This is a genomic window from Streptomyces sp. Z423-1, from assembly GCF_013009255.1.
Lineage (GTDB): Bacteria > Actinomycetota > Actinomycetes > Streptomycetales > Streptomycetaceae > Streptomyces > Streptomyces gossypiisoli.
This window is the reverse complement of record NZ_CP053109.1, coordinates 6,851,333-6,876,349: the sequence shown is the minus strand read 5'-3', so window position 1 is coordinate 6,876,349 and position 25,017 is coordinate 6,851,333. Positions and strand designations below refer to the sequence as shown.

General features: G+C 70.5%; 22 protein-coding genes and 1 pseudogene. 18 read left to right on the top strand and 5 right to left on the bottom strand.

What is annotated here, in order from left to right:
- Window positions 1-39 precede the first annotated feature (39 nt).
- On the top strand, window positions 40-891 hold the full coding sequence (locus HJD23_RS30945; protein WP_171115620.1) for a phosphatase PAP2 family protein: 852 nt from the start codon (window positions 40-42) through the stop codon (window positions 889-891).
- Window positions 892-942: 51 nt separating this feature from the next.
- Here HJD23_RS30945 and HJD23_RS30940 read toward each other — a convergent pair whose 3' ends face one another.
- A complete protein-coding gene (locus tag HJD23_RS30940) occupies window positions 943-3,936 on the bottom strand; it encodes a bifunctional [glutamine synthetase] adenylyltransferase/[glutamine synthetase]-adenylyl-L-tyrosine phosphorylase (protein WP_171115622.1) in 2,994 nt (997 codons plus the stop codon).
- Window positions 3,937-4,073: 137 nt separating this feature from the next.
- On the opposite strand from HJD23_RS30940, the gene HJD23_RS30935 reads away from it, so the two are divergent.
- The 12 genes and pseudogenes from HJD23_RS30935 (at window position 4,074) to HJD23_RS30885 (ending at window position 13,852) form a co-directional block, all read left to right on the top strand.
- Window positions 4,074-4,610: a pyridoxamine 5'-phosphate oxidase family protein gene (locus HJD23_RS30935; protein WP_171115624.1), complete on the top strand. Its 537-nt coding sequence runs from the start codon at window positions 4,074-4,076 to the stop codon at window positions 4,608-4,610.
- The gene (locus HJD23_RS30930) at window positions 4,610-5,059 is read left to right on the top strand and encodes a VOC family protein (RefSeq protein ID WP_171115627.1); all 450 of its coding nucleotides are present in this window, start codon (window positions 4,610-4,612) and stop codon (window positions 5,057-5,059) included. The genes HJD23_RS30935 and HJD23_RS30930 overlap by 1 nt, the downstream gene beginning before the upstream one ends.
- Window positions 5,060-5,263: 204 nt before the next feature.
- The gene (locus tag HJD23_RS30925; RefSeq protein WP_171115629.1) at window positions 5,264-6,385 is read left to right on the top strand and encodes a sigma-70 family RNA polymerase sigma factor; all 1,122 of its coding nucleotides are present in this window, start codon (window positions 5,264-5,266) and stop codon (window positions 6,383-6,385) included.
- A gap of 141 nt (window positions 6,386-6,526) precedes the next feature.
- Window positions 6,527-8,014 (top strand): hypothetical protein, encoded by a 1,488-nt coding sequence (locus HJD23_RS30920; protein ID WP_171115631.1) that lies wholly within the window; start codon window positions 6,527-6,529, stop codon window positions 8,012-8,014.
- Window positions 8,015-8,044: 30 nt separating this feature from the next.
- Window positions 8,045-9,328, top strand: a complete 1,284-nt coding sequence (locus HJD23_RS30915; protein ID WP_171115633.1) for a hypothetical protein — start codon at window positions 8,045-8,047, stop codon at window positions 9,326-9,328.
- Window positions 9,329-9,356: 28 nt separating this feature from the next.
- Window positions 9,357-9,704: a hypothetical protein gene (locus HJD23_RS30910; protein WP_171115635.1), complete on the top strand. Its 348-nt coding sequence runs from the start codon at window positions 9,357-9,359 to the stop codon at window positions 9,702-9,704.
- A gap of 237 nt (window positions 9,705-9,941) precedes the next feature.
- Window positions 9,942-10,067 (top strand): annotated as a pseudogene (locus HJD23_RS44260) (DNA primase); the annotation flags it as partial.
- A 576-nt stretch (window positions 10,068-10,643) separates the two neighbouring features.
- Window positions 10,644-11,285 (top strand): HAD family hydrolase, encoded by a 642-nt coding sequence (locus HJD23_RS30905; RefSeq protein WP_171115636.1) that lies wholly within the window; start codon window positions 10,644-10,646, stop codon window positions 11,283-11,285.
- 64 nt (window positions 11,286-11,349) lie between these two features.
- Window positions 11,350-12,063 (top strand): helix-turn-helix transcriptional regulator, encoded by a 714-nt coding sequence (locus HJD23_RS30900; RefSeq protein ID WP_171115638.1) that lies wholly within the window; start codon window positions 11,350-11,352, stop codon window positions 12,061-12,063.
- 44 nt (window positions 12,064-12,107) lie between these two features.
- Complete coding sequence (locus tag HJD23_RS30895) at window positions 12,108-12,434, top strand: DUF397 domain-containing protein (protein ID WP_180686645.1); 327 nt, start codon at window positions 12,108-12,110, stop codon at window positions 12,432-12,434.
- Window positions 12,415-12,936, top strand: coding sequence for a hypothetical protein (locus HJD23_RS30890; RefSeq protein ID WP_171115640.1), 522 nt, complete (start codon window positions 12,415-12,417; stop codon window positions 12,934-12,936). The genes HJD23_RS30895 and HJD23_RS30890 overlap by 20 nt, the downstream gene beginning before the upstream one ends.
- 19 nt (window positions 12,937-12,955) lie before the next feature.
- Window positions 12,956-13,852: a cupin domain-containing protein gene (locus HJD23_RS30885; RefSeq protein ID WP_171115642.1), complete on the top strand. Its 897-nt coding sequence runs from the start codon at window positions 12,956-12,958 to the stop codon at window positions 13,850-13,852.
- Window positions 13,853-13,926: 74 nt separating this feature from the next.
- Here HJD23_RS30885 and panB read toward each other — a convergent pair whose 3' ends face one another.
- Entirely contained in the window at window positions 13,927-14,802 is an 876-nt protein-coding gene (panB, locus tag HJD23_RS30880) for a 3-methyl-2-oxobutanoate hydroxymethyltransferase (protein WP_171115644.1), read from the bottom strand.
- A gap of 216 nt (window positions 14,803-15,018) precedes the next feature.
- On the opposite strand from panB, the gene HJD23_RS30875 reads away from it, so the two are divergent.
- The 4 genes from HJD23_RS30875 to HJD23_RS30860 all read left to right on the top strand — a co-directional run bounded on the left by HJD23_RS30875 (window position 15,019) and on the right by HJD23_RS30860 (window position 19,813).
- A complete protein-coding gene (locus HJD23_RS30875; RefSeq protein WP_197973066.1) occupies window positions 15,019-16,647 on the top strand; it encodes an MFS transporter in 1,629 nt (542 codons plus the stop codon).
- Complete coding sequence (locus HJD23_RS30870) at window positions 16,644-17,273, top strand: TetR/AcrR family transcriptional regulator (RefSeq protein WP_171115646.1); 630 nt, start codon at window positions 16,644-16,646, stop codon at window positions 17,271-17,273. The genes HJD23_RS30875 and HJD23_RS30870 overlap by 4 nt, the downstream gene beginning before the upstream one ends.
- Window positions 17,274-17,457: 184 nt before the next feature.
- The gene (locus HJD23_RS30865) at window positions 17,458-18,510 is read left to right on the top strand and encodes an endonuclease/exonuclease/phosphatase family protein (protein WP_171115648.1); all 1,053 of its coding nucleotides are present in this window, start codon (window positions 17,458-17,460) and stop codon (window positions 18,508-18,510) included.
- Between the two features lie 88 nt (window positions 18,511-18,598).
- On the top strand, window positions 18,599-19,813 hold the full coding sequence (locus HJD23_RS30860; RefSeq protein WP_171115650.1) for an MFS transporter: 1,215 nt from the start codon (window positions 18,599-18,601) through the stop codon (window positions 19,811-19,813).
- 162 nt (window positions 19,814-19,975) lie between these two features.
- Here the strand turns inward: HJD23_RS30860 and HJD23_RS30855 are convergent, their stop codons facing one another.
- The 3 genes from HJD23_RS30855 to HJD23_RS30845 form a co-directional block, all read right to left on the bottom strand.
- Window positions 19,976-21,730 (bottom strand): NAD+ synthase, encoded by a 1,755-nt coding sequence (locus HJD23_RS30855; protein ID WP_171115652.1) that lies wholly within the window; start codon window positions 21,728-21,730, stop codon window positions 19,976-19,978.
- 161 nt (window positions 21,731-21,891) lie between these two features.
- Window positions 21,892-22,518, bottom strand: a complete 627-nt coding sequence (locus HJD23_RS30850; protein WP_171115654.1) for a DUF305 domain-containing protein — start codon at window positions 22,516-22,518, stop codon at window positions 21,892-21,894.
- 22 nt (window positions 22,519-22,540) lie between these two features.
- Window positions 22,541-23,206 carry a DUF3105 domain-containing protein gene (locus HJD23_RS30845; protein ID WP_171115656.1) on the bottom strand — a complete coding sequence of 222 codons (666 nt, stop codon included), beginning with the start codon at window positions 23,204-23,206 and terminating at the stop codon, window positions 22,541-22,543.
- Window positions 23,207-23,503: 297 nt separating this feature from the next.
- On the opposite strand from HJD23_RS30845, the gene HJD23_RS30840 reads away from it, so the two are divergent.
- A complete protein-coding gene (locus HJD23_RS30840; protein WP_171115658.1) occupies window positions 23,504-24,865 on the top strand; it encodes a glutamine synthetase family protein in 1,362 nt (453 codons plus the stop codon).
- Window positions 24,866-25,017 lie beyond the last annotated feature (152 nt).

Below are 25,017 nucleotides of genomic sequence, written 5' to 3'. Positions count from 1 at the left end.
GATCGGAGCGCGAAGTCTTTTCTGGCAGACTCTGTGCCCATGGGTGACACGACCGTGACGACACTGGAAGGCCGGGAAGAGGCCGTTCCACATCCCGTCGCGGACGACACGGGGGCGGATTTCCTGGATCGGCTGCGCACTCCGAGTCGGCCGCGGCTGTGGTTCGAGATCCTGCTGATCGCGGTGAGTTACTGGACGTACTCACTGATCCGCAACGCGGTGCCGGAGCAGAAGGCCGAGGCGCTGCGCAACGCGGACTGGATCTGGAAGGCCGAGCAAGCCCTCGGCATCGCCGTCGAGCAGACGGTCAACCATGCCGTGAACTCGGTGACTTGGCTCATCGTCGGCATGAACTACTACTACGCGACACTGCACTTCGTGGTCACGCTCGGTGTCCTGGTGTGGCTCTACCGTGGCCATCCCGGCCGCTACGCGGCGATCCGCACGGTGCTGTTCGCGACGACGGGCGTCGCGCTGGTCGGTTACTACCTGTATCCGCTCGCCCCGCCCCGGCTGATGAACGGCGGCCACTTCATCGACACGGTCATGGTCCACCAGACCTGGGGTTCGATGGCCTCCGGCGACCTGAAGAACATGTCCAACCAGTACGCCGCGATGCCGTCCATGCACATCGGCTGGTCCCTGTGGTGCGGCCTGACGATCTTCGCGCTGGCGACCGTGCCCTGGGTCCGGGTGCTGGGCCTGCTCTACCCGACGCTCACCCTCGTCGTCATCGTCGCCACGGCCAACCACTTCTGGCTCGACGCGCTCGGCGGCCTGCTGTGCCTCACCTTCGGTTACGGGGTGGCACGCGTGTGGTACGGAACGCTGCCGTACGCACTGCCGCGCGTGGTTCCGAAGCGGAAGCCGCTGGTGCCGAGGCAGGCGTAGACGGCATAGACGGCGTAGATCAGGCGTAGACGGCGTAGCCCCCCTCAAGCACTACCCCTGGTAGAACAGCGACTCCACCACACCCCGGGCCCGCCGAGCCGTGCGCCGGTAGGCGTCGAGCATGTCGCCCACGTGACCGGGCCCGTAGCCCAGGTAACGCCCCACCGCCGCCAGCTCGCGCGCGTGCGACGGGAAGGTGTCCCCGGCCCGCCCGCGCACCAGCATCACGGCGTTGCGGACGCGCGTCGCGAGCACCCACGCCTCGTCCAGGATCCCGGCGTCCACCGTGGAGATCAGCCCGGCGTCCCGGGCCGCCGCGAGGGCCTCACGGGTCCGGGTGGTGCGCAGCCCCGGCACCTGCCACCCGTGCCGCAGTTGCAGCAGCTGCACGGTCCACTCGACGTCGGACAGGCCGCCCGGACCGATCTTGGTGTGCAGCTTGGGGTCGGCGCCCCGGGGCAGCCGCTCCGACTCCATCCGGGCCTTCAGCCGCCGGATCTCCCGTACGGCCTCGTCGCCGAGCCCCCGCTCCGGGTAGCGCAGCGGATCGATCAGCTCGACGAAACGCCGGCCCAGGCCCTCGTCGCCGGCCACCGGCTCGGCCCGGAGCAGGGCCTGCGACTCCCAGACCAGGGACCAGCGGCGGTAGTACGCCTCGTACGACTTGAGGGTGCGCACCAGCGGTCCGGACTTGCCCTCCGGCCGCAGATCCGCGTCGATCAGCAGCGGCGGATCCGCGCTCGGCAGTTGCAGCAGCCGGCGCATCTCGGCGACGACCCGGTTCGCGGCGTCGGCCGCCTCCCGCTCGTCGGCCCCGTCCTGCGGCTCGTGCACGAACAGCACGTCCGCGTCGGAGCCGTAGCCCAGCTCGTGCCCACCGAACCGCCCCATCGCGATCACGGCGAACCGCGTCGGCAGGGTGTCCCCCCAGCTGTCCCGCACCACGGCCCGCAACGTCCCCGCCAGCGTCGCCGCCGTCAGATCGGACACGGCCCCGCCGACCAGGTCCACCAGCGCACCCTGATCCGCCTCGGCGGGCTGGGCCTCGGTGCCGTAGGAGCCGACGATGTCCGCGGCGGCCGTACGGAACAGCTCCCGGCGCCGTACGCCACGGGCCGCGGCGACCGCCTGCTCGCCGCCCTCGGCGCGGCCGACCGCCGCGAGGATCTCCTGCTCCAGCTGGACCCGCGGCCGTGGCTCCAGTCCCCCGCCGTCCCCCTCCCCCAGCAGGGCCACGGCCTCCGGGGCGCGCATCAGCAGGTCGGGGGCGAGCCGCCCGGCGGACAGCACGCGGGCGAGGTTCTCCGCCGCCGCGCCCTCGTCCCGCAGCAGCCGCAGATACCAGGGCGTCTTGCCCAGCGCGTCGGACACCTTGCGGAAGTTGAGCAGTCCGGCGTCCGGGTCGGCGGAGTCCGCGAACCAGCCCAGCAGCACCGGCAGCAGGGTCCGCTGGATCGCCGCCTTGCGCGTGATCCCGGACGCCAGCGCCTCCAGATGCCGCAGCGCCGCCGCCGGATCGCCGTACCCGAGGGCGACGAGCCGCTCACGTGCCGCCTCGGGACTCAACCGGGCCTCGCCGGGCGCGAGTTGAGCGACGGCGTCGAGCAGTGGCCGGTAGAAGAGCTTCTCGTGCAGGCGGCGTACGACAGCGGCGTGCCGTTTCCACTCGCGGTTCAGCTCGGCGACCGGATCGGTGCGCAGGCCCAGGGAGCGGCCGAGGCGCCGCTGGTCGGCCTCGCCCTCGGGCACGAGGTGGGTGCGGCGCAGCCGGTAGAGCTGGATGCGGTGTTCCATGGAACGCAGGAAGCGGTACGCGTCCTCCAGCTGCGCGGCGTCGGCCCGGCCGACGTACCCGCCCGCGGCCAGCGCCCGCAGGGCCTCCAGGGTGGATCCGCTGCGCAGCGCGGCGTCCGCCCGCCCGTGCACCAACTGCAGCAGCTGCACCGCGAACTCGACGTCCCGCAGGCCGCCCGGCCCCAGCTTCAGTTCGCGTTCGATCTCGGCGACCGGGATGTTCTCGACCACCCGGCGCCGCATCTTCTGCACATCGGCGACGAAGTTCTCCCGTTCGGCGGCCTGCCACACCAGGGGTCCGACGGCGGCGACGTACTGCCCGCCGAGTTCGAGGTCGCCGGCGACCGGCCGGGCCTTGAGCAGGGCCTGGAACTCCCAGGTCTTCGCCCAGCGTTGGTAGTAGGCGAGGTGGCTGCTGAGGGTGCGCACCAGAGGACCGTTTCTGCCCTCGGGGCGGAGGTTGGCGTCGACCGGCCAGATGGAGCCCTCGACGGTGGTCTCGGAGCAGATCCGCATCATGTGCGAGGCGAGCCGGGTGGCGGCCCGCAGCGCCTTGCCCTCGTCGGCGCCCTCGACGGCCTCCCCGACGAAGATCACATCCACGTCGGACACGTAGTTCAGCTCGTTCCCCCCGCACTTGCCCATCGCGATCACCGCCAGCCGGCACAGCGCGGCGTCGTCGGGGGCGGCGGCGGACGCCAGGGCGAGGGCGCGGCGCAGGGTCGCGGTGGCCAGGTCGGCGAGCTCGGCGGCGGTCTCGGCGACATCGATCGTGGCGCACACGTCACGGGCGGCGATGGACAGCAGACAGCGCCGGTAGGCGACGCGCAGCGAGACGAGGTCGGCCGCCCCGGCGAGCCCCCGCTCGAACTCCTCGACCCCCGGATGCAGGTCCCGCGGCTCGTACGTCACCAGCGCCCGCCAGTCGCCGCAGTACCGGGCGAGGTGGTCGGCGAGGGCGGCGGAGGCGCCGAGCACACCGAGGAGCCGGTCACGCAGGGGCTTGGAGCCGGTCAGGGTGTCGAGCAGTTCACGGCGCGCGGTCGGGTCGGGCTGCGCCTCCAGCAGCCGTACCAGGCCGTGCAGCGCGAGATCGGGGTCGGCGGTGGCGCCCAGCGCGTCCAGCAGCACCGGATCGTCGCGGACGGCGCCGAGCCCGGCGCTCTCCAGCAGCCGCTCGGCGGCGGACGGGTCGGTGAAGCCGTGCCGCAGCAGCCGCGTGAAGGTACTGCTTCTGCGCCCCGGCGTCATCCTCGCCCTCCCGTCCGGATCAACGTGGTACGAGCCGAGCCTAACCGGCCCGCCGGTGGGAAGCGCCGATGAGTTCCGCCGCCGCCCGGGGTCTGCACTGGGAGGGGGCAGACCTGTGGCAGGAGGAGGCACCACTCATGACCGGTACACGACCCCAGACCCTGCTCGACCCGCGCTACAGCGACGAGACGGCCACCGCGGCGGCCTGGCCGGAGGCCGAGGCGCTGCTGAGCGAGGCCGAGCTGTTCTGGATCTCGACGGTACGTCCGGACGGGCGGCCGCATGTGACGCCGCTGCTCGCCGTCTGGTCGGCGGGCGCGCTGCACTTCTGCACCGGCCCGGAGGAGCGCAAGGCCCGCAACCTCGCCGGGAACCCGCATGTCACCCTGACCACCGGCACCAACACCTGGAACAAGGGATACGACCTGGTGGTGGAGGGCGAGGCGGTCCGCGTGACCGACGACGAGCGGCTGCGCGAGCTGGCGGCGGCGTGGGAGGCGAAGTACGGCGAGGTCTGGCGCTTCGAGGTACGGAACGGCTGCTTCCACCACGGCGCGGGACACGCGTTTGTCTTTTCGGTGGCGCCGCACACGGTTTTCGGCTTCGGTAAGGGGGAGCCGTTCAGCCAGACCCGCTGGCGTTTCCATTGGCGCTTCAATCCGGAGGACCACTGATGGACTACACGCTCGAAGTGATCCCGCTGCCGGTGAGCGACATCGACCGGGCCCGCGACTTCTACCGGGACAAGGTCGGCTTCCACGTCGACATCGACCAGGAGGTCATGCCGGGCATGCGCATCGTCCAGCTGACGCCTCCCGGCTCGGGCTGCTCGATCGCCCTCGGCGACAGCATCTGGGACATGCCCCAGGGCCAGACCAAGCCGGAGCCCGGCTCCTACCAGGGCCTCCAGCTGTGCGTCGCCGACATCAAGGCGGCCCGCGCGGAACTGGTGGAACGGGGCCTGGAGATCTCGGAGCCCGTCCAGTACGCCCCCGACGACGGCGCGACCTTCATGTACTTCACGGACCCGGACGGCAACGGCTGGTCGATCCAGGAGTACCGGCGACGGGCGACGGAGCCGTTGCATCGGGTGTTGGGGGACTTGGCGGACGGCCAGCGGTAGCCAACCCAGGGGCGCGGGGCTGTATCGATATTCGGCTCCGCAGCGTGGGCGCGATCAACCCCCACCGGCGCGCAGCCGAGAACACAACCCGCGCCCCGAACGGCGAATTAGCGGGCGGGGCCGAGCCCCTGGACGTCAGGTCACACGCGGTCCCGGGTTAGATTGCCGCCCAAGCTGGTCCGGGTTGAGAGCCGAGGGTGTCGTATGCGTCAGATTCCTGAATCCGCGCTGCCCGATACGCGTGTCGACCGATGGCAGCAGATCTGGAGCCACCGCGAGCAGCTGTTGAGGGTGGCGCGGCGCCGGTCGATGAGCCCGCAGGACGCCGAGGACGCGGTGCACGAGGCCATGGCCAGGGCTGCGGAGCGCCCGCACCTGGACGGCAACCGGCTCGGCGCGTGGCTGACCGCGGTGACCGTACGGCTGTGCGTCGATCAGCATCGGCAGCTCAGTCGGGACACGGGGATACGCCGGCGTGCCGGCTCGATGCTGAGCGCGCCCAGCGTCGTACCGCATGAGGAAATCGTGTGCGACCAAGCGGAGGCGCGGTGGCTCGCCCGTCAGAACACCGCGCTGCCGGAGAGCCAGCGGGTGGCGCTGCAGCTGAAGGCGCAGGACCTGGACGTGGCGCAGGTCGCGCAGCGGATGGGGCTGACCTACAAGGCCGCCGAGTCGCTGCTGGGCCGGGCGCGGCGGACTCTGCGGGCCGCACTTGCGGCGACGCTTGCCGCCGTCGCCGTGGGGCTGTGGCGGGGCCGTCCACGCATCAACGGGGGTACGCCGACGGCTGCGTCTCCTGCCGTCCTGGCGTCCGCGGGGACGCTGATGCTCGCGGGGCTTGTCCTGATGTTGTCTCCGGGAGCCGACGCAGAGCCCGCTTCCAGGCCCGATCGAGACGGGCGGTCGGACGTCGTGTTCGTGTCGTCGCCGCAAGAGCCGGGCGCTCGGCCCTCAGTCACTCCGGCCGCGGTCACCGGACAGGAGCGCCTTGGTGTGCGTGCTGTTGCAGAGACAGCAAGCCGGCCGGCCGGTGGCTCGGGCCGGGACGACGGGCCCGTTGAAGGCGGCGGCTCCGCACCCGATCAGGGGCCGCTGCCCGGCGTGCCCGGCATGCCCGCCGCCGAACTGCCGACGCTGCCGACCGTACCGGCGCTGCCACCCGTACCGGCCGTACCGGTCGTACCCCCTGTGCCGTCCCTGCCCTCGGTACCGGCCCTTCCCGTACCGGCGGTCGAGCCGGATCAGGTCGTACGGCCGAACGTCGACGTACCGGGTCTGCCCGGCCCGCTGTCGTCGGTGAATCCGCCACTCCTGCCGCTGGATTGATCCCGGCGGTCCCCTTCGCGCCCACGTGCGCGAAGCGTGGAAAAAACCTCGGCTTCTTCGCGAGGGAGCTGCCACCCGACTCCGTAGAGCAGGTGACAGCACCAGTGCACCATCTGGTGCGGCAGAAGAAGCGGAGAGTTGATGGGACACACAAGCCATGGTCGGCGGCAGCGCCGCCGTGGGCTGCTCGCGATACCGGTCGCGCTTGTCTGCGCTCTGAGTGCCGCGACGGTCGGCACCCCGCCCGCCCATGCGGCGGCGGTCGTGGAGACGAGCATCGGCATGCGGTTCAACGACGGTCTGGACACGCGACTCAGTGCTACGGCGTTTCGCGACGCGGCCCGCTCCGCCGGCTACACGGGCACCAGCCACACCGCCGGGCGTAGTGCGGACGACGCATGGATGGACGGGCTGGACTCGGGCGTCTTCGCGCTGTTCGGGCACTCGAACGGCGGCATCTTCCAGACCGACGAGGGGCCGTCGGACGACCAGGACCCGATCCTGGCTGCCGGCAGGACGCAGGATCTCGTGCCTCTCTACGCGAACCTGCGGTTCTTCACCGAGTACCTGCCGTACGCGGAAGTCGACGACATGCGGCTGCTGATCCTCGCGGGCTGCTACACCGCCCAGTCCGGGCAGCTCGGGAACTTCAACGAGGTCGCGGTCTCCCGCGGTATCGACTCGGCCATCAGCTTCTCCGGCCTGGTCATGTATCCGGCGACCGCGTACGGCACGGCGGCCAGTACGACGAACTACTCCGGCAACTACTTCTGGAGCCGGTTCTCGTACCACGCCACCACGGGCGTCACCGTGTCCACCGCGCTCGCCCGGGCTCGTACCGACCTCCTCGCCAAGGAAGGTGCGGCGGACGGCTGGGACCGTTATGTGATCCGGGGTGCCGCGGCCGCCCCCGGCTCGGTCAAGCTCAAGCCGGCGGGCGAGGGCGAGCCGTTGAACGGCCGGCCCGTCGCCACCCCGACGTTCACCACCGCCGCCGCCCTGACACCGGTCAGTACGACCACTACGCAGGGTCCGGCGGGGGAGCCCCTCACGACCGTTGAAACCGCAGAGGGAGTCGAGTACCGATCGGCCGCCGACGGCTCGCTGATCGACCTCGTGGGCACCCCGACGACCAGCGGTGACGTACGGCTCGGCGCGGACGAAACCCGCGCCGCCGCACAAGAGTTCGTCCAGCGCAATGTCACCGGATGGGACGGCGGCTGGCAGCTGGTGGCCGAAGAGCCGGTCAGTCACCTGGAGGGTGACGCCCTGACGCTCCTGACGTGGCGCCCCGTGGGCGACGACGGGCACGCGGACGCGCGCCAGGTGACGGTCGAGATCGACCGCCGTACCGGAGCCGTCACCTACCTGTCGACCACTCAGGGCGCGGCGGCCGGGAAGGCGTCGGCCTTCACGGTCGACCGCGACGAGGCGATCCGCGTGGCCCGTGCCGCGATCGGCGACGACCGGGGCACCGCCACCGCCGTGGCCGACACCTGGAACACCGACCGCTGGACGGTCACCGTCGACCGCGGCCTCGCCGGCCGTCCCGGGGCCGAAATGCCGGACGTGGAGCGTCTCGAGATCGACGCCCGCACCGGCTACGTGCTGTCCCGCACCAAGAGCTGACGACACCGACACACCGGAGCAGACACTCACATGAGACTTCGTTCCCTGACCATGTGGGCCGCAGCCACGGCCGGCTGCCTCACCCTCACCCTGCTGCCCGTCGCCGCGGCGACCGCCCAGACCACCGACGAACCGTCCCCGACGTCCGTCACGGTGACCGCCCCCCAGGTCCAGCCGAAGGTGACCCGGCTGCTGTTCGCCGTACCCCAGACGCTCGACGAGCTCAAGGTCTCTCTCGCCGGGCTCCAGCCGCTCCTGCTGCGCTACACCGGCGAGATCGGCGGCGGCGACCAGCCGGGGCCCGGTGTCCCCGCCGACCAGGCCATCGAAAGCATGCGCGAGAGCGTCGTCGGCCAGTACGGCGTGGAGCCGCTCGTCTTCCTGGTCGTCGTGGACGGCGAAGTGCCCGCCGCCCAGCTCACGGCGCTCGACCCGGTGCTCACCGAGGCCAGGACCTTCGACTCGGACTCGGAGTCCGTGGACCGCCTGCCCCTCGGCACCCTCGAACAGGCAGCCGACGCCACCCGGGCCAGAGAGGCCCTGCTGGGCCGCAGCGACGCCATGAAGGCGGCCGCCGAGGAAAGCCGCGAGGACGCGCCCTCGTCGTCATCGTCCTCCGCCGAGCAGCCGACGACTGCGGCGAACATCTCGAACGCCTGGGCTCCGTGGTACGGGACGATGCGGGCGTACAACAATCCGTACGAATCCCCCACGGACATGCCGCGCAAGTTCCGGCACTACCTCCGCTGGTACTCCGCAAGCGACATCGCCGCCTTCGGTGACGACTTCGCGTACGAGCACAACATGTCGCTCTACAACACCGATCTGTGGGACCTCACCCGTCCGTACTGCGCGGACAGCGCCTACACGGAGTTCTGGGCCGGCTGGTCGACCGGGTTCAAGTGGAACGCCGTGAAGTACGGCTGGAACTTCCCGAGCGCCGCCGCGGCCTACTGGGATTGGGACGACACCACCGACTCCTGCGAGAAGCTCGACTTCTCCGTCGGCATCGGCTACCCGAAGAAGCTCACCGCAGGGGTGGCGTACAACTTCTGGATCGCCGCCGAGAAGGGCACCAAGTCCAGCTCCCCGTACGACCTGGGCGCCCAGAAGATCAGCAACGACTGCAACGACCTCGGCATGGAGCCGGGCAGCTCCTGCACGGGCCTGAACTACGACCGGCCGGGTTCCGGCACCGAGCCACTGGTGGGCAAGTCCCGGGGCTGGCGCGTGCCGAGTTGCGCGGACTGGGTGCGGGGCGGCTCGCCCACCTACAAGGCGAACGGCACCTACGACTGCCCCGCCAACCGCTGACGTCCGAACCTTCGAGGATGATGCGCGCATGAACGCACACGAACACCCGGGCGCAGATCGCAGCCGGTCCCTTCGCAGAGCGGGCCTGGCGGGTGCGGTTCTGCTCGCCGCACTGGCCGCGGTGCTGTGGCTCGGGGCCAACGCCATCGGGTCCAAGCAGTGCAGGGAGGACGGCCATGGGCTGCTTGTCGAAGGCGGCGGCACGTCCATGACCGAGCGGGGCTGCGAGGTCACGGTTCCGACCACCGCGGGCCGGGTCACCGGCCTGCTGCCCACGCTCAGCGAGCCGGTCGCGGGCGCGGCACTGATCGCGGGACTCGCCGGTGCCGTACCGCCCAGCATCTGCCTCTGGCTGGCGACCCGACGTCCGCGCTGACGTGCCGGCCCTGTCTTCCCGGGTGTAAGAGATCTGCCACCCGTCCCGGGGCCCCGTCCGGGCCGGTGGGCGCGACAAACGCCCCACCGGCCCGCAATCGCCACGCGACCTTGCGCCTCCTCCTGGAAACGCGCGCCACGTTGGAACAACTGCTGAGGCGCGCGGGCGTACTCATGGCGAAGGTGGAGTCTCACCACCTGCCAGCCGCTCAAGGCGGTCAAGGCGTTCTCCGAGCACGCGGAAAAGGTACCGATCGGCAACTGCCTCCGCTGCAGGGGAGGCGCCTGCAGCGGCCGACCGAACATGAAGAGCGCAGGTCCCTGCCAGTGCCCGGCGCCCTGCCACGGATGGGCCGCAGCCACCATCGGCCTGCGACATGCCCACGTCGGCATGCGCCCCGTATTCGGTGAGCGCGGCGTGGAAGACCTCGGCCGCCGTGCGCCACGCGTTCCGCTGAGCGTCGTACGCCTCGCCATCAAGACCGGTGGGTTTCGCATGCTCCTCCATCGCCGATCGTTCCAGGCTGATCAGTCCATCGAAGGCCGTAGACGACCTGTACGAGAGCGCTGGCCCCCTCGTTCAAAGACCTCCGAATGAGGCAGGAGGCGCAAGCACCGCCGGGCGAGAGGCGCGCACCGCTGGCCCGGCTTTGAGGCTCGCAGGAGTTCCCGGCTCGTTCCGCCCGCGTCCGCCTGAAGTGCCTCCCGATCAAATCTCCTGGACGTGGCCCAGACGCGCGGGGCACCGCTGGCTGCGGTTCCGAAGCTGGTTACTGAGGTTGAAGTGAAGGAGATCGGTGAGCGGGACGGCATGACCAGCTCGGCATCCGTGCAACCAACTGGAGCAGCTCGAAGGGAAGGGCGCCATCGTCCGGGAGCCGGGTCGGCAGCGTGGCATCCGGCTCGTGCAGCAGCTACGGCAGCGCCATAGGCTCCCAGGGTGATTGAGACCATCGTGTTCGATGTCGGCGAGACGATCACCCGAGATGACCGGTACTGGGCTTCCTGGGCAGACTGGCTGAACGTCCCCCGTCATACCGTCTCCGCGCTCGTCGGAGCTGTTGTCGCCCAGGGACACGACAACGCCGAAGCCCTCCGGCTCGCGCGTCCAGGCATCGACGTCGCTGCCGAGTACCACGCCCGCGAAGCCGCCGGCCGCGGTGAACGCCTCGACGAGAGCGACCTCTACGACGACGTCCGCCCTGCCCTGTGCGCGCTCCGGCAGGCCGGCGTTCGCGTAATCGTCGCGGGTAATCAGACCTCTCGCGCGGCTGAGCTGCTGCGCGAGCTTGACCTCCCGGCGGATCTCGTCGCGACCTCTGGGGAGTGGGATGTGGCGAAGCCGCAGCCGGAGTTCTTCCGGCGGGTGCTGGAGGTGGCGCAGGCTGCTCCGAGCGCGACCTTGTACGTCGGCGACCACCCCGCCAATGACGTCTTCCCGGCAAAGGCTGCCGGGCTGCGCGTGGCGCACCTTCGCCGCGGACCATGGGGGCACCTCTGGGCAGACGACCCGGAGGTCGTGGCCGCGGCGGACTGGCGGATCGACACCCTGACCCAGCTCACCGAGATCGTAAAGGGCTGACCGCAACCACGCGGCGTCTCGGCGCGGGTACGGTTCGGAGTCGACGCACCGAACTGGAGCCAGTATGCCCGCACGCAGCAAGGGCGGAGTAGGCGCGCGGATCGCCTATTACCGCAGCGTCATGCGGCCGAAGCTGACACAGCAGCAGCTCGCCGACGCGGCACATGTGTCTCTTGGCGCCATCCGCAAGATTGAGCGCGGCGAGCGCGGCGTCGGCGACTCCACCCTCGAAGCCATCGCGGAGGCACTGGGAGTCGACCCCGCGCGCCTACTGGCCGACCGTGGAGCGGCCCACACCCGCGTGCACGAGGCGCTGCCTGCGCTCTCCGCCGCGCTCGCCACGTACGACCTCCCGGACGACGGCCCGGTCGGTCCCATCCATGAACTGCGGGCGGCCGTCATCGAGGCCGCCCGCTGGCGACTGGCCGCCCAGTACACCCGCATGGCCCGCAAGCTGCCCGACCTGCTCACCGAACTCGCCCGCGCCTACCACGCGGCTCCCGGCCCAGAGCGGCCTGAGCTGGCCGAACGGCAGCCCGGCCGGGCCCGCTGGCGGGAGGGGCGGGCCATGGCCGCCCACGCGACGGAGAGCGCGAGCCTGTCGGCGGAATGCACCCTCGCGAGGACGCCGGGATACAGGGGGCTCCACCGTGACTGTCGCCAGACGCAGGACATCCCGCTGCCCCACTGGACGGGCATCCTGCTCCAGCGCCGCTGCGGTTGTTCCTGCCACGCCTACAACAGACGGCCAGGCGCCTGGACGCCGGCCCCGGCATGAAGCCGGAGACCGTTTCTCCCACACCAGATCACTGGAGGTCACTGATGCAGAACCTGTACGAGCTGCCGGTAGCCGACGCGCCTGCCAAGAAGTGGTGCGGCGGCAACCTCGGTGGCGACAACGAGACCTGCGTGACCACCGTCCCACTCGCCGGTGTCGTGGACGCGTTCGCCGTCGGCGACTCCAAGGCCGAGGGACGCGGCAGCGAACTGCGCATGACCGGCGCGGAGCTCGACTCGTTCGCCATCGAGTGGGGCCGCAGCCGGGGCCTGGAACTCCAGGCTGACCGCCCACCTCACGCACACCACGGGCCGTCCCTGCGCGTGGGGCGGCCCGTCTCGGAAGGACACCATGACCACCACTGCACCTGAGCAGCAGAGACTGACCAGTCAGACCTGGTCCGGACACTGGCACGGCTTCGGTCCCTGGGTCGGCCCCCCGGAGACGTACGCCAAAGAGGGCAACCGACGGCCCGCACACTCCATCCAGCCCGCCCCCGAGTCGGACCACGCTTCCCGGTACCGGGAAGCGGCCAGTGAGTTCGCCACCGGCAGCGTGCCCCCGCTGATGACCGGGCACTGGCTGCTGAAGCGTGGGCAGGCCAATCGCGCCCGTACCTGGACGGATTGCGGTGACGCTGTCGGATGGCTGAAGCAGCACTACATCAGCAACCCGCCCTCCGAGCGAACCGACGGCTTGCGGGCCTACGCCGGTCTGGACGTCACGCTCGCCTACGCCCTCGATGTGCTCCCACGGGGCGTTGACGTCGCCTGCGTCCACTACACCCAGTCCCGCAGCCTGTTCTCCGCCTCGGTCGTGTGCTGCCCGAACCTCCACCACCCGGACCTTGCCTGTCCGCTGCCGCCCGCATGACCCGTGAGGAGACACCCTCATGTCGCTTGGCTTACTGCTGCCCCCGGAGGGGGTGGTTGACCTCCTCACCACCTGGCCCGACCGGCCTCGCGTGTACGAGCGCGGGCGGACTGCGGTGGACGAGGCCATGAGCCTTGAGTACTTCAACGAACTGATCGACACCGGCTGCGCGCCGCCGGACGAGATCGCCGTCGTCAAGGCCGGTCCCTCCAACCGGACTGCGTTCCTGACGAACGGCCGCACCGACGCGGCCAAACTGAGCCGACTGCGCGACCAGGGCTACACCATCCGCTTCGGCAACATGCAGCGCTGGCTGCCCGCCTTCCATCGCATCTCGCAGGGCATCCAGCAGGAGACCGGCTACTCGAACTACATGCACGCCTTCCTCACCCCTGGGGGCGAGCAGGGGCTGCTGTACCACTGGGACCAGCAGATGGCCGTCGTCGTGCAGGTGGCGGGCACCAAGACCTGGCAGTTGTGGAAGCCACCTGTCGAGGCCCCGATGCGCGAGTACCACGAGTCCTTCCGTGTGTGGCGCGAGGACTTCATCCCCGCGTGGGAGGCGGCCGGGCCGGACATGACGATCGAACTGGCCGCCGGGCAGACGCTGTTGCTGCCCCGTGGTTGGGTCCACAACCCGCACGCCCTGGGCTACGACGAACCCAGCCTGCACCTGACCTTCGCCATTCGGGAGCGCACACCGCTCTGGCTCGCCGAACAGCTCCTCACGCAGGCGATCGAGCAGCCGGACTTCCGTCGGGTGATTCTGCCTGCGGACCTGGAGCAGCCGGTACTCGTCGACCGGTTGAGCGAGACGAAGCAGGCGCTCGTCGCGTTCCTCGGCAAGCTGGACATGACCGAGATGGCGGGCCGGGTGCGTAAGGCGGCTGTGACCGAGCTGGAGTACACGACCTGACCGTTCAGGGGCGCGAAAAGACGGCAGCCCGCCGACGGGGGATGATCGGCGGGCTGCCGTGGTGCGGCGATGGCTCAGTGGACGGAGTGCTCCTCCAACGGGAACGCTCCGCCGACGACGTCCTCGGCGAACGCCTTCGCCGCGCTCCCCATCACCTCGCGCAGATTGGCGTACTGCTTCACGAACTTCGGCACCCGCCCCCCGGTCAGCCCGAGCATGTCGGTCCACACCAGGACCTGCGCGTCCGTCTCCGCGCCCGCCCCGATCCCGACCGTCGGGATGTGCAGCGTCCGCGTCACCTCGGCGGCGAGTTCGGCCGGTACCAGTTCCAGGACCACCGCGAACGCCCCCGCGTCCTGCACGGCCTTGGCGTCCCGCAGCAGCTGCTGCGCCGCCTCCTCGCCGCGCCCCTGCACCCGGTAGCCCATGGCGTTGACGGACTGCGGGGTGAGCCCGATGTGGGCCATGACCGGGATGCCGGACTCGACCAGCAACCGGATCTGCTCGTGGGACCGCTCGCCGCCCTCCAGCTTCACGGCCTGCACACCGGCCTCCTTCACCAGCCGGGTCGCCGAGCGCAGCGCCTGCGCGGGCCCCTCCTGGTAGGAACCGAACGGCAGGTCGCCGACGATCAGGGAGCGCCGGGTGCCCCGTACGACCGCGGCGGAGAGCATGGTCATCTCGTCGAGGGTGACGGGCACGGTGGTCTCGTACCCGAGGTGGCAGTTGCCCGCCGAGTCGCCGACGAGGATCACCGGGATACCGGCCTCGTCGAAGACGGACGCGGTCATCGCGTCGTAGGCGGTGAGCATGGGCCACTTCTCGCCGCGCTCCTTGGCGGCGGTGATGTCACGAACCGTGATACGGCGAGTGCCCTTGCCCCCGTACAGCGCCTTGCTGCCGTCGGAGGATTTCTGCGGTGCAGTCTGGGCAGCCGAAAGCTGCGTCATTGCAACGGCTCCTTACGTCATCTCGAGGCGCCCTGACGGCGTCCCCGGACCAGTCCCATGGTGGCACTTCGTGCCAGGGACGGCTAGGGGGACCCCCGTCACGTAAGGAGAGCCGTAAGGAGCCTCGTAGGGAGAGTCGTAAGGAGAGGACCAGAACAGGGTAAAAAGATTTCGATACGGTACCGTCTCGTATCGTAATTTCCTAGGGTCGGCGGCATGACTACTCCCGCCGTCCCCGGCGCCCGCGTCCCGGAAGCGGTGCACCGGCGCCGCTGGGCCATACTCGGCGTGCTCATGCTGAGCCTGCTGATCGTGGTGCTCGACAACTCGATCCTGAACGTCGCCATCAAGACGATCTCCACCCCGGCCCCCACCGGGCTCGGCGCCACGCAGAGCGAGCTGGAGTGGGCGATCAACGCCTACACCCTCGTCTTCGCGGGCCTGCTGTTCAGCGCGGGCCTGCTCGGTGACCGGCTGGGGCGGAAGAAGGTGCTGCTCGGCGGGCTCGTGGCGTTCGGCGCCGGGTCCGCGCTCGCCGCCTTCTCCGGGTCACCGGCCGAGCTCATCGCCTTCCGCGCGGTGATGGGCTTCGGCGCGGCCTTCGTCATGCCGGCCACGCTCGCCGTCCTGATGAACGTCTTCGAGCGGGACGAGCAGCCCAAGGCCATCGGCATCTGGGCAGGCGGCGTCGGCCTCGCCATCGCCATCGGCCCGATCACGGGTGGGGTGCTGCTGGACCACTTCTGGTGGGGCTCGGTCTTCCTGATCAACGTACCGATCGTGGTCCTCGCCGTCGGCCTGATGCTGTGGCTCGTGCCCGACTCGCGCGACCCCAGCCCCGGCCGGATCGACCCCGTCGGCGTGGCCCTGTCCGTCATCGGCCTGGTCCTGCTCGTCTACGGCATCATCAAGGGCGGCCAGCTGGCCGACTTCACGGACGTGACCGTACTGGCCACCATCGGCGCGGGGCTCGCCGTCCTGGCGGCCTTCGTGGTCTTCGAGAAGCGCAGCGACCATCCGTCCATCGACGTCGGCTACTTCAGGAACAAGGTGTTCTCGGCCGCGATCGCCGTCATCGCGCTGGTCTTCTTCGCGCTGATGGGCGTGACGTTCTTCGCCGTCTTCTACACCCAGAGCGTGCGCGGCTACTCGCCGCTGGAGACCGGCCTGCTGATGCTGCCCCTGGCCGCCGCCCAGATGATCTTCGCGCCGCGCGCCCGGCTGGTCGTCGACCGCTTCGGCAACAAGGCGACGACCACCGGCGGCATGCTGGTCATCGCGGCGACGCTGGCGGCGTTCGCCACGCTGGACGCGGACACGCCCATCTGGATCCTGGAGGTCGTCTTCTTCCTCATGGGCACCGGCATGGCGCACATCATGACCCCGACCAGCGTCGTCATCATGCAGGCCCTGCCCCGCGAGAAGGCCGGTTCCGCCTCCGCCCTCAGCAACACCTTCCGCCAGGTCGGCGGCGCCCTCGGCATCGCGGTGCTCGGCTCGGTCCTCTCCACGGCCTACCGCACCTCGATCGAGGACGAGCTGACCCAACTGCCCGCCGCCGCACGCCACACCGCCGGCGAATCCATCGAGGCCACCCTCGCCGCCGCGGCCCGCCTCGGCCCCGAGGGCCGGGCCCTGGTGACCCCCGCCAACGACGCCTTCCTGCACGCCATGCACGTCACGGCGCTGTGCGGGGCGGGCGTCGCCCTGGCCGGAGCGGCGGTGGTGGCGCTGTTCCTGCCGGGCAGGACGGCCCGTCAGCCCGCGGGCAGTGGTGCCGACGAGGACGAACCGTCCTACGCCGGGAAGAATGTCCCAGGACAACGAAGGGACACAGGACAGTGAGCCTCGCCGAAAGCCACCCCCGGCAAGAGGGTCCCGTCCGCGGCCGACCCCGCAGCGAGGCCGTGGAACGCGCCATCATCGAGGGCACGATGAAGCTGCTGGAGGACGGCGTCCCCCTCGCCGAGCTCTCCATCGAACGCATCGCCCGCACCGCCGGCGTCGGCAAGGCCACCATCTACCGCCGCTGGCGCGGCAAGGAGGAACTCTTCGTCGACGTCGTCCGCTCCACCGAACCCCCCGACCCCGAACTCCCCGGCACCTCCATGCGCGACGACCTCGTCGTCCTCCTCGAAGCCCTGCGCCGCCGCGGCCTCGCAAACCGCACCTCGGCGATCCTGCACAACGTGCACGCCCAGATGAAGACCAGCCCCCGTATCTGGGCCGCCTACCACCACGCCGTCATCGCCCCACGCCGCCGCCTCGGCATGGAAGTCCTGCGCCGCGGACAGCAGCACGGCGAACTCCGCGCCGACGTCGACCTGGAACTCGTCCACGACATCGTCGTCGGCCCCATGCTCACCCGCTCGCTGCTGCACCCCGACGCCGAACTCCCCGAAGGCCTCGCGGAACAACTCGTCGACACGCTGCTCGAAGGGCTACGCCCCGTCAGCTCGCCAACCGTGTAACCCGAATGTGCGCGTTTCGTCACAGAGGTCGCTTGCGGCTCCCGAAACCGGAACTGCCTGCGCCGACTTGTTCGTCCTATGTGCCCGTACGGCCGTCATGTGACGGCAGGATCGGAGCCGAACATCCCCTAGGGTCTTGTGCGAGGGGGACGACGGTGTGCACGGCAGGTAGCGAGGCGACGGTATGGCGCAGCAGGCGTACGTGACGGAGACGGCAAGCGGCGGCTCGGCACCCGAGCGGCGCGGATCTCGGCTTCGGCGCGTGGCGGCCCGTGTGACCGACGGCTGGCGCGGCGACCCCCGCATCTGGCGGCGCGGCCTGATCGTGGCCGTGCTCGCGGTGCTGCTCACCATCGTCATGGGCGCCCACGCCTACATCCCGAACAGCATCGGAAACCTCGGCAGCCTCACGGAGACGTTCCTGCCCTGGCTCGGCGTGTTCGTCCCGCTGCTGCTTCTGCTGGCCCTGGTCCGCAGGTCCGCCACCGCCCTGATCGCGGTACTGCTCCCGGCGATCGTCTGGCTCAACCTCTTCGGCGGCCTGCTCACCGACAAGGCCGCCGGTACCGGCGGCGACCTCACCGTCGCGACGCACAACGTCAACGCCGACAACGCCGACCCCTCCGGCACCGCCCGCGACGTCGCCGCGTCCGGCGCCGACGTGGTGGCGCTGGAGGAGCTGAGCGCGGCGGCCGTAACGACGTACGAGGCGGCGCTGGCGTCGACGTACAGGTACCACGCGGTGCAGGGCACGGTCGGGGTGTGGAGCAAGTACCCGCTCAGTGACGTCCGGCCCGTCGACATCAAGCTGGGCTGGACCCGCGCCATGCGGGCCACGGTGTCCGCGCCCGGCGGGCAACTCGCCGTCTACGTCGCCCACCTGCCGTCCGTGCGGGTCAAGCTGGAGGCCGGGTTCACCGCCCGGCAGCGCGACACCAGCGCCGACGCGCTCGGCGAGGCCATCGCCGACGAGGCGCTGGAGCGGGTGGTCCTGCTCGGCGACCTCAACGGCACCATGAACGACCGCGCCCTCAACGCCGTGACCGCGCAGATGCGTTCCACGCAGGGCGCGGTGGGCAGCGGCTTCGGCTTCAGCTGGCCGGCGTCGTTCCCGATGGCCCGGATCGACCAGATCATGGTCAAGGGCGTCGAGCCGGTGAGCTCGTGGACGCTGCCGCAGACGGGCAGCGACCACCTGCCGGTGGCCGCGCGTGTGGACCTCGCAACCGGGTCCTGACCCGCTGGAATACTGGGCCTGCGCGACTTTGTTCCGTCATTGAACATATGATGGAACGGAACTCGCTCTGAAAGGCAAAGGCCCCTTCATGCCCCTCGCCCTGCTCGCTCTGGCCGTCGGCGCTTTCGGCATCGGCACGACCGAGTTCGTGATGATGGGCCTGCTGCCCGATGTCGCGGACGACCTGCACATCTCGATCCCCACCGCCGGCCATCTGGTCTCCGCCTACGCGCTGGGCGTCGTCATCGGCGCCCCGCTGCTGGCCGCGGTCACCGCGCGGATGTCCCGGCGGACCGTCCTGATCGGCCTGATGGTCCTGTTCGTCGTGGGCAACGCCCTGTCGGCGTTCGCCCCCGACCACCACTGGCTGCTGGCCGCCCGTTTCCTCAGCGGGCTGCCGCACGGCGCCTTCTTCGGCGTCGGCGCCGTCGTCGCGACCACCATGGTCGCGCCCGAGCGCAGGGCCCGCTCCGTCTCGCTGATGTTCCTGGGCCTGACGGTCGCCAACATCGCGGGCGTCCCGGTCGCCACCCTCATGGGCCAGCACCTCGGCTGGCGGGCGACCTTCCTCGGCGTCAGCGCGATCGGCGTGGTGGCGATCGCGTCGCTGGCGCTGCTGATCCCGCACGACCATACGCACGCCCCCGCGAGCGGCCTGCGCGGCGAGCTGGCCGCGCTCAGGTCACTGCCGGTGTGGCTGGCGCTGGGGACGACGGTCGCGGGCTTCGGCGCGCTCTTCGCCGCGTACAGCTACATCACGCCGATGCTCACCGACTCCGCCGGGTACGCCGAGACCAGCGTGACGCTGCTGCTGGCGCTGTTCGGCGTCGGCGCGACGATCGGCAACCTGCTGGGCGGCCGGCTGGCCGACCACGCGATGCGGCGCACCCTCTTCGGCGGCCTGGCGTCGCTGGTGGCGGTCCTCGCCCTGTTCCCGGTGCTCATGTCGGCGCAGTGGAGCGCGGCGCTGGGCGTGGCCCTGCTCGGCACGGCGGCCTTCGTCACCGGCTCGCCGCTGCAGCTGATGGTCATGGAGAAGGCGTCGGCTGCGCCGTCCCTGGCGTCCTCCGCCAACCAGGCCGCCTTCAACCTGGCCAACGCCGGCGGCGCCTGGATCGGCGGCCTGGCCCTGGCCGCGGGCTTCGGTACGACGTCCCCGGCGACGGCGGGCGCGGCGCTGGCGGTGCTGGGCATCGCGGTGGCGGGGACGGCGTACGGGGTGGACCGACGATCCACTGGCGTGGGGCGGGAACGCGTGGTGGCGTCCGGCATCCCGGCGGAAACGGAACCGGTACGGCACTGAACCGCTGGGCGAGGGGTGGGGGCGAACCGGGGGCGACTGCAACGCCCTCAAGGGGCGCGGGGCTGTATCGATATGCGGCTCCGCCGCGTGGGCGCGACCAGCCCCCACGCACCCGCACCCGGCGACGTACAGCACCCAGCCGCGACCCACCCCGCCCCGGCGCTACGCCGTCTCGCGCCACCCGTTGGTGATCGGCAGCCGCCGGTCCTTCCCGAACCCCTTCGGCGAGATCTTCGTCCCCGGCGGATACTGGCGCCGCTTGTACTCGGCCGTGTCCACCATCCGCAGCGTCTTCGTCACCAACTCCCGGTCGAACCCGGCCGCCACGATCGCGTCGGCCCCCTCGTCCCGGTCCACATACCGCTCCAGGATCGCGTCCAGGACGGGATAGTCCGGCAGGGAGTCCGTGTCGACCTGCCCCGGCCGCAGCTCCGCGCTCGGCGGCTTGCTGATGGAGTTCTCCGGGATCGGCGGCGTCTCGCCCCGCTCCTCGGCCGCCCGGTTGCGCCACCTGGCCAGCCGGAAGACGGACGTCTTGTACACGTCCTTGATCGGCCCGTACGCGCCCACCGAGTCGCCGTACAGCGTCGAGTAGCCCACCGCCAGCTCCGACTTGTTGCCGGGCGCCAGCACGATGTGGCCCTCCTGGTTGGAGATGGCCATCAGGAGCGTGCCGCGCAACCGGGACTGGAGGTTCTCCTCCGCCAGCCCGGTCAGCCCCAGCGAGCCCATGTACGCGTCGAACATCGGCTCGATCGCGACGGTACGGAAGTTCAGCCCCGTCCGCCGCGCCAGCTCCGCCGCGTCGCCCTTGGAGTGCTCGGAGGAGTACTTCGACGGCATGGACACGCCGTACACGTTCTCCGCGCCCACCGCGTCGCACGCGATCGACGCCACCAGGGCGGAGTCGATGCCACCGGACAGACCGATGAGCACCGACCTGAAACCGTTCTTGCGCACATACGCCCGCAGGCCCGTGACCAGCGCGGAGTACACCTCCTCGTCGTCGTCGAGGCGCTCGGCGTACCCGCCCGTCCGCTGAGGTTCGTACGCCGGCAGCGGCTCCTCGGACAGCACCAGCCGCTCGATGCGCAGCCCGTCGTCCACCACGCCGGTGGGGGCGTCGGGGGCGGCGGCGGGCAGGTCGAGGTCCAGGATCAGGCACTCCTCCGCGAACTGCGGGCCCCGCGCCACGACCTCGCCGTCCCGGTCGACCACGATCGAGTCGCCGTCGAACACCAGCTCGTCCTGGCCGCCGATCATGGCGAGGTAGGCGGTGGTGCAGCCGGCCTCCTGGGCGCGCTTGCGGACCAGTTCCAGCCGGGTGTCGTCCTTGTCGCGCTCGTACGGCGAGGCGTTGATCGACAGCAGCAGTCCGGCCCGCGCCGAACGCGCCGCCGGCACGCGGCCGCCGTCCTGCCACAGGTCCTCGCAGATGGCCAGCGCGACGTCGACGCCGTGCACCCGCACGACCGGCATGGTGTCGCCGGGTACGAAGTAGCGGAACTCGTCGAAGACGCCGTAGTTCGGCAGGTGGTGCTTGGCGTAGGTGAGCGCCACTTCGCCGCCGTACAGCACCGCGCCCGCGTTCTGCGGGGCGCCGGCCGGCTGGCCGAACCTCGGCTGGGCGGTCTCGCTGCGGTCGAGGTAGCCGACGATCACGGGCAGCTCCCCGAGGCCCTCCTCGGCGAGCCGCGCCGCGAGGGAGCGCAGGGCGGCGCGGGAGGCCTCGACGAAGGAGGAGCGCAGGGCCAGGTCCTCGACGGGATACCCGGTCAGCACCATCTCCGGGAACGCCACGAGATGCGCTCCCCGCTCGGCGCAGTGCCGGGTCCGGCTAAGGATCGTCTCGGTGTTCCCGGCGAGGTCGCCGACGCGCGAGTCGATCTGGTTCAGGGCGAGACGTAGTTGAGGCACGGGCCCAGTGTAATCGTCAGACCGACGCGATGGGGGGTGGCGTGGTGTGGGCCACCCCACGCCGCAGCACCCGGCGCCGTACTACTCCCAGGCCTTCCCGACTACTCCCGGGCACTCGCGACTACTCCCAGGCCTTCCCGACTGCTCCCGGGCACTGGCGACTACTCCCGGGCCTTCGCGCCCCGCTCCTTCAGCATGTCCGCCATCAGCCGGATCTCCGACTCCTGCCCCTCGACCATGCCCTGCGCGAGCCGCTTCTCCACCTCGACCGAGCACTTGTCCACACAGCCCTCGGCCATGTGGATGCCGCCCTTGTGATGGTCCGTCATGAGCTGGAGGAAGAAGACCTCGGCCTGCCGGCCGCTCAGCCGGCCGAGCCTGTCCAGCTCGCTGTTGGTCGCCATCCCCGGCATCAGGGCGCCGTCCTCGCCGGATGCCATGCCGCCCATGCCCATCCAGCCCATCGGATCCGACGACACCTTCGGCAGCCCCCACAGGTCCAGCCAGCCCAGCATCATGCCGCGCTGGTTGGCCTGCGTCTGCGCGATGTCGTACGCGAGCCGCCGCACCTCCTCGTCGTCGGTGCGGTCGCGCACGATGTACGACATCTCCACGGCCTGCTGGTGGTGCACCGCCATGTCGCGGGCGAAACCGGCGTCCGCGGAGTCGGCAGCGGGCGCCCCGGCGTCCGAGCCGCCGTCCTGGGCGACCGCGTACGTGATCCCGCCGACCGCGACGAGCAGCGCCGCCGCGGCCCCGGCGATCCATCCGGCCTGCGCGTGCCTCACTGGTCCCGCCTCACCGCTGCCGTCACTTCGACAGCCCGCCCGTGCAGGCCGCGCCCGGCTCGGGGGTCTGCTTGCCCTGGACGTACGTCTCGAAGAACTTGTCGACGTTGGGGTCGTCCGCGCCGGTCACCGTGCGCTGGTGGCCCCACGCGGACAGCATGATCGGGTCCTTCTGCTGCTCGTCCGGGCTCATCAGCGTGTACGGCGTCTTCTTCACCTTCTCGGCCAGCGCGTCCACGTCGGCCTTGTCGGCCTTGCTCGTGTACGTCACCCAGACCGCGCCGTGCTCCAGCGAGTGCACGGCGTTCTCCCTCGGTATCTCCTTGGTGTAGACGTCACCGTTGCAGTTCATCCACACCTGGTGGTGGTCGCCGCCGACCGGGGGCTCCATCGGGTACTTCACGTCCGTGGTGACGTGGTTCTGGGTCAGCTTGCCCTGCCAGGTCTTCACACCGTCCGCGCCGGTGACGAACTTGCCGGTGGTCTTGGAGTCACTGGCGGCGGTGTCGGAGTCGTCGGACTGCGACTGGAGCAGCACCACACCGCCGACGACGAGACCGGCGACGACCACCACGCTGGCCGCGACGGTGAGGATCCGGTTGCGACGCTCGCGGGCACGCTCCGCGCGCCGCATCTCCTCTATGCGCGCCTTGCGCGCCGCACTGCTCTTGTTCTTGGCGGAACCCATGGGGCCGGCCCTTCTGGGAAGCGGAGGACGGACGGTGCGCTGATCGTAGTGGGCAAGGCCAACGATCTCGTAGGGGAGGGCACAGAAATGGCCGGGCATTACGGATGTCGGTCCGAGCAGGCAAGATGGGCTCAGGAGCCGTACACCTACCGTACGTGAGGCGTTCAGGCCGGGGACGGCCGGGCGATCAAGGTGCGCAACGCGCATGAAATGGTGTTGTGGTGGGATGCTCAGGTGCCCGACCGTCCCGTGCGCGGGAGACAGGCGGCCTGACCAGCAAGGATGGGGAATCGGAAGATGGACAAGCAGCAGGAGTTCGTGCTCCGGACCTTGGAGGAGCGCGACATCCGGTTCGTACGCCTGTGGTTCACGGACGTGCTGGGCTTCCTGAAGTCCGTGGCCGTGGCCCCGGCGGAGCTGGAGCAGGCCTTCGACGAGGGCATCGGCTTCGACGGCTCCGCGATCGAGGGCTTCGCCCGGGTCTACGAGTCCGACATGATCGCCAAGCCGGACCCGTCGACCTTCCAGATCCTGCCGTGGCGCGCGGAGACGCCGGGCACGGCCCGGATGTTCTGCGACATCCTCATGCCGGACGGCTCCCCCTCCTTCGCCGACCCCCGCTACGTCCTCAAGCGCGCCCTGGCCCGAGCCTCTGACCTGGGCTTCACCTTCTACACCCACCCCGAGATCGAGTTCTTCCTGCTGAAGAACAAGCCGGTCGACGGCACGGTGCCCACCCCCGCCGACAACTCCGGCTACTTCGACCACACCCCGACCAACGTCGGCATGGACTTCCGCCGCCAGGCGATCACCATGCTGGAGTCGATGGGCATCTCGGTCGAGTTCTCCCACCACGAGGGCGCTCCGGGCCAGCAGGAGATCGACCTGCGGTACGCCGACGCGCTGTCCACCGCCGACAACGTCATGACGTTCCGGCTGGTCATGAAGCAGGTGGCGCTGGAGCAGAACCTCCAGGCGACGTTCATGCCGAAGCCGTTCTCCGAGCACCCCGGCTCGGGCATGCACACGCACCTGTCGCTGTTCGAGGGCGACCGGAACGCGTTCTACGAGTCCGGCGCCGAGTACCAGCTGTCGAAGGTCGGCCGCTCCTTCATCGCGGGCCTGCTGCGGCACGCGGGCGAGATCTCGGCGGTCACCAACCAGTGGGTGAACTCCTACAAGCGCATCTGGGGCGGCTCCGAGCGCACGGCCGGCGCGGGCGGCGAGGCGCCGTCGTACATCTGCTGGGGCCACAACAACCGCTCGGCCCTGGTCCGCGTCCCGATGTACAAGCCGGGCAAGACGGGCTCGGCGCGGGTCGAGGTGCGGTCGCTGGACTCCGGGGCGAATCCTTACCTCGCCTACGCCGTACTGCTGGCGGCGGGCCTCAAGGGCATCGAGGAGGGGTACGAGCTGCCGCCGGGGGCCGAGGACGACGTCTGGGCACTGTCGGACGCGGAGCGGCGCGCGATGGGCATCGAGCCGTTGCCGCAGAACCTGGGGGAGGCGCTGTCGCTCATGGAGCGGAGCGACCTGGTCGCCGAGACACTGGGCGAGCACGTCTTCGACTTCTTCCTGCGCAACAAGCGGCAGGAGTGGTACGAGTACCGGTCCGAGGTGACGGCGTTCGAGCTGCGGAAGAATCTGCCGGTGCTGTAGCGCAGGTCAGGTCGGGTTTCTCGACCTGACGCCAAACCGGGCCAGCGGCGGTGAACTGCTGGCCCGGAGTTGTGAATGAGCACCGGCGTCTCGCGCGCCAGCACATGGTACGTGTGCCGGCCAACCCCTCCCTACCTGTGTTTTCGCAGGGT

Coding starts and splice junctions, on each gene's coding strand:
- HJD23_RS30885 (WP_171115642.1), top strand. CDS start 12,956: ATGTCGCTTGGCTTACTGCTGCCCCCGGAGGGGGTGGTTGACCTCCTC.
- HJD23_RS30930 (WP_171115627.1), top strand. CDS start 4,610: ATGGACTACACGCTCGAAGTGATCCCGCTGCCGGTGAGCGACATCGAC.
- HJD23_RS30925 (WP_171115629.1), top strand. CDS start 5,264: ATGCGTCAGATTCCTGAATCCGCGCTGCCCGATACGCGTGTCGACCGA.
- HJD23_RS30945 (WP_171115620.1), top strand. CDS start 40: ATGGGTGACACGACCGTGACGACACTGGAAGGCCGGGAAGAGGCCGTT.
- HJD23_RS30900 (WP_171115638.1), top strand. CDS start 11,350: ATGCCCGCACGCAGCAAGGGCGGAGTAGGCGCGCGGATCGCCTATTAC.
- HJD23_RS30840 (WP_171115658.1), top strand. CDS start 23,504: ATGGACAAGCAGCAGGAGTTCGTGCTCCGGACCTTGGAGGAGCGCGAC.
- panB (WP_171115644.1), bottom strand. CDS start 14,802: ATGACGCAGCTTTCGGCTGCCCAGACTGCACCGCAGAAATCCTCCGAC.
- HJD23_RS30890 (WP_171115640.1), top strand. CDS start 12,415: ATGACCACCACTGCACCTGAGCAGCAGAGACTGACCAGTCAGACCTGG.
- HJD23_RS30920 (WP_171115631.1), top strand. CDS start 6,527: ATGGGACACACAAGCCATGGTCGGCGGCAGCGCCGCCGTGGGCTGCTC.
- HJD23_RS30940 (WP_171115622.1), bottom strand. CDS start 3,936: ATGACGCCGGGGCGCAGAAGCAGTACCTTCACGCGGCTGCTGCGGCAC.
- HJD23_RS30865 (WP_171115648.1), top strand. CDS start 17,458: ATGGCGCAGCAGGCGTACGTGACGGAGACGGCAAGCGGCGGCTCGGCA.
- HJD23_RS30910 (WP_171115635.1), top strand. CDS start 9,357: ATGAACGCACACGAACACCCGGGCGCAGATCGCAGCCGGTCCCTTCGC.
- HJD23_RS30895 (WP_180686645.1), top strand. CDS start 12,108: ATGCAGAACCTGTACGAGCTGCCGGTAGCCGACGCGCCTGCCAAGAAG.
- HJD23_RS30935 (WP_171115624.1), top strand. CDS start 4,074: ATGACCGGTACACGACCCCAGACCCTGCTCGACCCGCGCTACAGCGAC.
- HJD23_RS30915 (WP_171115633.1), top strand. CDS start 8,045: ATGAGACTTCGTTCCCTGACCATGTGGGCCGCAGCCACGGCCGGCTGC.
- HJD23_RS30845 (WP_171115656.1), bottom strand. CDS start 23,206: ATGGGTTCCGCCAAGAACAAGAGCAGTGCGGCGCGCAAGGCGCGCATA.
- HJD23_RS30875 (WP_197973066.1), top strand. CDS start 15,019: ATGACTACTCCCGCCGTCCCCGGCGCCCGCGTCCCGGAAGCGGTGCAC.
- HJD23_RS30860 (WP_171115650.1), top strand. CDS start 18,599: ATGCCCCTCGCCCTGCTCGCTCTGGCCGTCGGCGCTTTCGGCATCGGC.